Origin of the sequence: Arthrobacter sp. HMWF013 (genome assembly GCF_003061105.1) — a bacterium.
Lineage (GTDB): Bacteria > Actinomycetota > Actinomycetes > Actinomycetales > Micrococcaceae > Arthrobacter.
Genome location: NZ_QAIQ01000125.1, coordinates 1 through 6,554, shown reverse-complemented (window position 1 = coordinate 6,554; position 6,554 = coordinate 1). Strand labels below are relative to the sequence as shown.

The 6,554-nt window shown below is 64.3% G+C and carries 7 protein-coding genes; 4 read left to right on the top strand and 3 right to left on the bottom strand.

What is annotated here, in order from left to right:
• Positions 1-3: 3 nt before the first annotated feature.
• Together dapC and DBR22_RS05795 are read left to right on the top strand one after the other, a co-directional pair.
• The gene (gene dapC, locus DBR22_RS05800; protein WP_108598206.1) at positions 4-1,152 is read left to right on the top strand and encodes a succinyldiaminopimelate transaminase; all 1,149 of its coding nucleotides are present in this window, start codon (positions 4-6) and stop codon (positions 1,150-1,152) included.
• A 230-nt stretch (positions 1,153-1,382) separates the two neighbouring features.
• Complete coding sequence (locus DBR22_RS05795) at positions 1,383-2,666, top strand: citrate synthase (protein WP_108598205.1); 1,284 nt, start codon at positions 1,383-1,385, stop codon at positions 2,664-2,666.
• A gap of 147 nt (positions 2,667-2,813) precedes the next feature.
• On the opposite strand, the gene galE is transcribed toward DBR22_RS05795, so the two are convergent.
• Positions 2,814-3,827, bottom strand: coding sequence for a UDP-glucose 4-epimerase GalE (gene galE / locus DBR22_RS05790; protein WP_108598204.1), 1,014 nt, complete (start codon positions 3,825-3,827; stop codon positions 2,814-2,816).
• A gap of 65 nt (positions 3,828-3,892) precedes the next feature.
• Between galE and DBR22_RS05785 the strand changes: the two genes are divergently transcribed.
• Both DBR22_RS05785 and DBR22_RS05780 read left to right on the top strand, forming a co-directional pair.
• Positions 3,893-4,513 carry a TetR/AcrR family transcriptional regulator gene (locus DBR22_RS05785; protein WP_108598203.1) on the top strand — a complete coding sequence of 207 codons (621 nt, stop codon included), beginning with the start codon at positions 3,893-3,895 and terminating at the stop codon, positions 4,511-4,513.
• A 107-nt stretch (positions 4,514-4,620) separates the two neighbouring features.
• The gene (locus DBR22_RS05780) at positions 4,621-5,232 is read left to right on the top strand and encodes a hypothetical protein (RefSeq protein ID WP_108598202.1); all 612 of its coding nucleotides are present in this window, start codon (positions 4,621-4,623) and stop codon (positions 5,230-5,232) included.
• 54 nt (positions 5,233-5,286) lie between these two features.
• Here DBR22_RS05780 and DBR22_RS05775 read toward each other — a convergent pair whose 3' ends face one another.
• Positions 5,287-6,144: a hypothetical protein gene (locus DBR22_RS05775; protein WP_108598201.1), complete on the bottom strand. Its 858-nt coding sequence runs from the start codon at positions 6,142-6,144 to the stop codon at positions 5,287-5,289.
• Positions 6,145-6,151: 7 nt separating this feature from the next.
• Positions 6,152-6,554 (bottom strand): DapH/DapD/GlmU-related protein (locus DBR22_RS05770; protein WP_308810183.1); only part of this gene is annotated, 403 nt, incomplete at its 5' end.

Genomic DNA, 6,554 nt, shown 5'->3' with positions numbered 1-6,554 from the left:
CCGTTGACCGCAGCCGTGAACAGCTTTGGCCTGAGCCTGCCTGACTACCCCTGGGAGGCCATGGCACCATACCTCGCCAAGGCCTCGGAGCACCCTGGCGGGGCCGTGAATCTCTCCATCGGGACGCCGGTGGACCCGACTCCGGCCTTGATCCAGGAGGCCCTGAGGGCCGCAGCGAATGCCCCCGGGTACCCCACGGTCCACGGCACCGTTCCGCTGCGGGAAGCCATCGCTGCGTGGTTCGAGCGGCGCCGGGGCGTTCCTGGGCTGGACCCGAAGAACATCATGCCCACCGTCGGTTCCAAGGAACTGGTGGCGTGGCTGCCGCTGCTGTTGGGACTCAAGCCGGGCGACGTCGTCGTCCGTCCCAAAGTTGCCTACCCCACCTACGACATCGGCGCCACATTTGCCGGTGTCACGTCGGTGGCAACGGACAACCTCGACGAGCTGGATGAAGCCACCCGCTCCCGCGTCCGGCTGATCTGGGTCAATTCTCCGGGAAACCCCACCGGCAGTGTCCGGGATATTGAGTCACTGAAGGCCCTGGTGGCGCAGGCGCGGGAAATCGGTGCCGTCGTGGCGTCGGACGAGTGCTACGCCGAGCTCGGCTGGGGCACCTGGGACGTCCAGCGCGGCGGCCAACAGGTGCCCAGCGTTCTGGACCCCCGTGTGGCCGGCGGCTCCCATGACGGATTGTTGGCCGTCTACTCGCTGAGCAAGCAGTCCAACGTTGCCGGCTACCGCGCCGCCTTCGTGGCAGGCGATCCGGTGATCATGGCCAATCTGGTCAACAGCCGCAAGCACGCAGGCATGATCGTTCCGTACCCTGTGCAGGAGGCCATGCGTGTGGCGCTCGGTGACGACGCCCATGTCAATGCGCAGAAGGATCTCTACCGCGGACGCCGGGAACGCCTTTTGCCGGCACTGCAGGAGTTCGGGCTGGAGATCAAGGATTCCGACGCCGGGCTCTACCTTTGGTCCACGGCCGGGGAGAGCACATGGGAAACCGTGGACCGCCTTGCTGCGCGCGGCATTGTGGTGGGGCCGGGAGTCTTCTACGGCGAGGCAGGCAACGGATTTGTGCGCGTTGCGCTGACCGGCACCGACGAGCGGGTCGACGCAGCGGTCGCCAGGCTGGCTTCAGCACCGTAACAATGGTGTGACTCGCACCACAATCGCGGCCTTTTGAGGGGGTTTCCGCCGTCGCCGATTAGTGGCACACGCCATGGGGGCGGTACTTTTTAAGTGACTATCAATGGTGGCTTTCTACAAGATGGCAGCCCGGGTGTTGTATTCCTGAACGAACAGGGGGCGGCGCGCGGCTCACCGGATGTTGGATCAAGCTTTCGACAGAGGCCCAGACGCCTCATGAAGGGGACTCCATGACTGAGACCAACAGCGCAACCCTGCACCATGCAGGTGGCGAGCTCAAGCTCCCGCGCATCCAGGTTGTTGAAGGAAACGAAGGCTACGACGTTTCCAAGCTGCTCAAGCAGACGGGCGCAGTCACTTTTGACCCCGGCTTCATGAACACCGCAGCAACCACTTCCGCTATCACCTACATCGACGGCGATGCCGGAATCCTGCGCTACCGTGGATACCCCATCGAGCAGCTGGCACAGCACTCCAGCTTCCTCGAGGTCTCCTACCTCCTGATCTACGGCAACCTGCCCAGCCCCACCGAGCTGGAAGAGTTCGACCAGAAGATCCGCCGCCACACCCTGTTGCACGAAGAGCTCAAGGGCTTCTTCAGCGGCTTCCCGCGCGACGCACACCCGATGCCAGTCCTGTCATCGGCTGTCTCGGCGCTGTCCACGTTCTACCAGGATTCGCTGGACCCCTTCAACGCCGAGCAGGTGGAGGTCTCCACCATCCGCCTGATGGCCAAAATGCCGGTCATCGCGGCGTACGCGCACAAGAAGTCCATCGGCCAGCCCATGCTGTACCCGGACAACTCCCACAACCTCGTGGAAAACTTCATGCGCCTGAGCTTCGGCCTCCCTGCCGAGCAGTATGAAGTGGACCCGGTGATCGCCAAGGCGCTGGACCTCCTGCTGATCCTGCACGCGGACCACGAGCAGAATTGTTCCACCTCCACGGTGCGTCTGGTGGGCTCCTCCAACGCCAACCTGTTCGCTTCCGTCTCTGCAGGAATCAACGCCCTGTTCGGCCCCGCCCATGGCGGCGCCAACGAAGCGGTCCTCAAGATGCTCCGCCAGATCCAGGCCGACGGCACCAAGCCTGAGGACTACATGGAGAAGGTCAAGAACAAGGAAGACGGCGTCCGCCTCATGGGCTTCGGACACCGTGTGTACAAGAACTACGATCCCCGCGCCAAGATCGTCAAGGCCACGGCCCACGAGATCCTCACGAAGCTCGGCGGCAACGACGAACTGCTCGAGATCGCCCTGCGCCTGGAAGAGAAGGCGCTGAACGATGACTACTTCATCCAGCGCAAGCTCTACCCGAACGTGGACTTCTACACCGGCCTGATCTACAAGGCCATGGGTTTCCCGGAGAAGATGTTCACCGTGCTGTTCGCGATCGGCCGCCTGCCGGGCTGGATCGCCCAGTGGCGTGAAATGATCAGCGACCCCAACACCAAGATCGGCCGCCCGCGCCAGCTGTACATCGGCGAACCCGAGCGCGATTACCCGGTGCGCTGATACACACCAACTGAATAACGACGTCGGCCGGTCACCTTCCAAGAAGGTGACCGGCCGCCGTCGTTAACCACCACCGAAAGCAACGCGGGGTCACTTCACGCCCAATAAAGCGTCCCGGGAGGACGTTAAGTGACCCCGTGTCGCTCTTTAGGCCGAGTAGCCCTGGGGGTTGTTCTTCTGCCAGCGCCAGTGGTCCTCGCACATCTGGTCGACGGTCTTGGTGGTGGACCAGCTCAGGTCGGCCAGGGCGGAGGTCGCGTCAGCCCAGAAGGCGGGAAGATCGCCGGCCCGCCGTTCGGTGATCTCGTAGGGAATCGGCCGGCCCACGGCCTTCTCGAAGGAGCGCAGGACCTCCAGGACGGAGGACCCCTTGCCGGAGCCCAGGTTCCAGCGGAACACGCCTGTACGCTCCGCTACGTGGTTGAGGGCGGCCACGTGGCCGCCGGCGAGGTCGACGACGTGAATGTAGTCGCGGAGGCACGTGCCGTCGGGCGTATCGTAATCGCCGCCGAAGACCATCAGCTTCTCCCGGCGCCCCACCGCGACCTGGGCGATAAAGGGAACCAGATTGTTGGGAATGCCCTGGGGATCCTCGCCGATGCGGCCGGACGGGTGGGCTCCCACCGGGTTGAAGTAGCGCAGCAGCGCGATGTGCCAGCGGGGATCGGCGTCGCCGAGGTCCGAGAGGATGTCCTCGATCTGTTCCTTGGTGCGGCCGTAGGGGTTGTTGGCGCCGATCTCCATCTTTTCCACGTAGGGGATGGGATTGTGCTCGCCGTACACGGTGGCGGAGGAGCTGAAGACGATGGAGCGGACGTCATGGCGGTCCATGACCCGGATCAGGTTCAGCGTGCCCACCAGGTTGTTGTAGTAGTACTTCAGCGGTTCCCGGACGGACTCACCCACAGCTTTGAGTCCGGCGAAATGAATGACGGCGTCGATCGACTGCCCGGCGAATACATTTTCCACTGCGGCTTCATCCACCAGATCCACGTTGTGGAATTCAGCGGTCTTGCCACTAAGCTCAGCAACCCGGCGCAGGGATTCCTCGCTGGAGTTCACCAGATTGTCGATCACCACAACGTCATGACCGGCTTCCTGCAGGGACAAAACAGTGTGGGAGCCGATGTACCCGGTGCCACCTGTGACCAGAATTTTCATGCCCCCAACGCTATCCCACATCCGAGGATAAGTGGATTACCGCACAGGTGTGCTAAATAGTAGTAGTGCCTAAAATTGTTGATGCCGAAGCCCGGCGTGCGGACATTGTTGACGCTGTTTTCCGGATCATTGCCGTAGACGGGCTCGAACGTGCGTCGCTGCGTGAGGTTGCAGACGAGGCCGGCCTGGCGGTTGGCTCCGTCCGGCACTACTTTGCCGGGAGCGAGGAACTGCTCCATCACAGCTTTGCCTCGGTGGTGGACCGGATATCGGCCCGGCTGCAGGCCGCACTGCCGGCAGTCACGGATACCGCACCCGGCAGTGTCCAGCAGCGTGAGGCCGTATTAACACTGCTGGGTGAATTCCTGCCCCTTGATGAGGAGCGGGCGGTGGACGTCTGCGTCTGGATGGCATTCCGGAACGCGGCCAGGATCCGCCCCTTCCTGACCCCTGTTGCCGACCGGAGCCACCGGGAGGTAGCGGCCGTCGTCGGGCAGGTGATCACTGCCATGGTGGCGGACGACGGCGACGGGCGGCAAACGCTGGTGGTTGAGGCCGAGCGGCTGCTGGCAACGATCGACGGGCTGTGCATGCACGCCCTCCTCCAGCCCGAATGGATGACAGCGGTGATGTGCCGCGACGTCCTTGACCGGCACTTGGCCGGACTGGCCGTTCACGCCGCCTGACCTGTACTTTCCTGCCACACGTCCGGCGGCATCGGGAATAGACTGGGAGACGGGGAAGCGGAGCCGGGTAACCACACCGGATCAGGCAGGCGTCGGGAGGAATAGGGATGAATCAAACTGGCGGTTCCGGCTGGCAGATCACCACGGACACGTCCGGGCCGCTGATGATTGCATTGTTTGTCCGGGATGCCGCAGGGCTCGACGGCGCCGGCCACCCGGCGTTATCTCACGCCGCCCCCAAAATCCGGCCTGCAGACCACACGCATCTCACCGCAGAGGTAGGCGGCCTGAGCGCCCTCAAGACCGAATGGGAAGCCTGGTGGGAGCAGTTGCTCAAGGCCCATCCCCAGACATCGCCGGAGCTGACCCCACCCGAATTTGAGGCGTTCGGCAACTCCCCGGCGCTCCAGCGCGTGCTGCAGGCGCACTTCGGCTCAGCCCTGACCTGGGCGCGCGAACGCCGCAGTGAATACGCCCAGCTCGAAGCGGAGCGAGTGGCCAGCGGATCAGATCAGTTGTTGAACGACATGGTGGGTGACCGGCTCATGGAAGTTGGCCGCAAGGCCCGCGACTTCAACCTGACAATAATTGAACTGCCGTTGGATGAGCAGCGGGCCTGGTATCTGGAGCCGGACAAGATCCTCATGAGCCATGAGCTGATGTCGCAGCCGGAACTCTTCCGCAGCTACGTCCAGCCGGTCGTGGAAATCCTGGCCTGAGGCAGGATCTGCCCCGGCCTTTGCCCTCGTGCCGGCGGGTCAGGTGCCGGCGGGTCAGGTGCCGGTGCCTGCCGGTGCCACAGTGATCCGGACCTGGCCGTCGGCAACCCCGCCATCCTGCCACCCGTCTTCAGCCTGGCGTTGCCAGCTCTTACCGGCGACATCAACACGGGTGATGGAAAGGCCCTTGGCGTTGGCAACGGCCCAGTGGGCAACGGACCAGGCCTGGTTGCCGCTGGCTTCAACCACCAGTGACTCGCCTTCGGTGAACGTGCCCAGCGGCCCGTATGCCAGGGAGAGCCCGGATTCTACGGCCGAAGGAAGGCCCGCCTCCTGCGCTGCCCGAAGCGTGCATTGCACCGACTCGGGGGTTTGTCCGCTCAGGCCTGAAGCAAAGGAGCGGCCCATGTCCTCGTGCTGGGCATATGCCTGGGGATACGCCGAGCGCTGGACGCGTTGGGCGGCGTCGGTAATCTCCAGAGACTCGTAGCCGGGAATCTTTATCAGGGCATCGTAGAAGGCGTTGGCGGCATAGACGGGATCCATGACCTGCGCCTCGGTTCCCCACCCTTGGGAGGGCCGCTGCTGGAACAGCCCACGCGAATCGGGCCCGGCCTGGTCGCCGTGGCCGATATTGCGCAGCTTGGATTCCTGCATGGCGGTTGCCAGGGCGATGCTGGCAGCCCGCGGCGGTAGCCCGCGCTGCACGGCAACAGCTGTGATCAGGGCCGCATTGCCCGCCTGGTCCGTGGCAAGCTCCGCGACCTGCGTTCCGACGTCGGCCGTGCAGCGCTCCGTGACCAGGGTTTCGGAGCGCTGCAGGAAAGACACAGCAGTGTAGATACCGCCGGCTACCAGTGCCAGCGTCAGCAGGAGTACGGCAAAGCGCCGTGCACCACGTCCACGTGCCACGGACGGGTCAGTTAGCGTGGAGGGCGTCGTTGAGTTCCACGGTCTGGCCCCGGCGCGGCAGCGCTTCCACGGCGCCGGTGGTGGAGTTGCGGCGGAACAGGAGGTTGGGGACCCCGGACAGCTCTGCAGCCTTCACGATTTTGGTGGTGTCTTCGCCGACCTCGTCCTTGGGGCCGGGAACGCGGACACGGGTTCCCGCGGTGACGTAGAGCCCTGCCTCCACCACGGAGTCGTCGCCGATGCTGATGCCCACGCCGGAGTTGGCACCCAGCAGGACGCGTTCGCCGATGGAGATTTTTTCCTTGCCACCGCCTGAAAGGGTGCCCATGATCGATGCGCCGCCGCCCACGTCGCTGCCGTCGCCGGTTACCACACCGGCCGAGATGCGGCCCTCCACCATGGACGTGCCC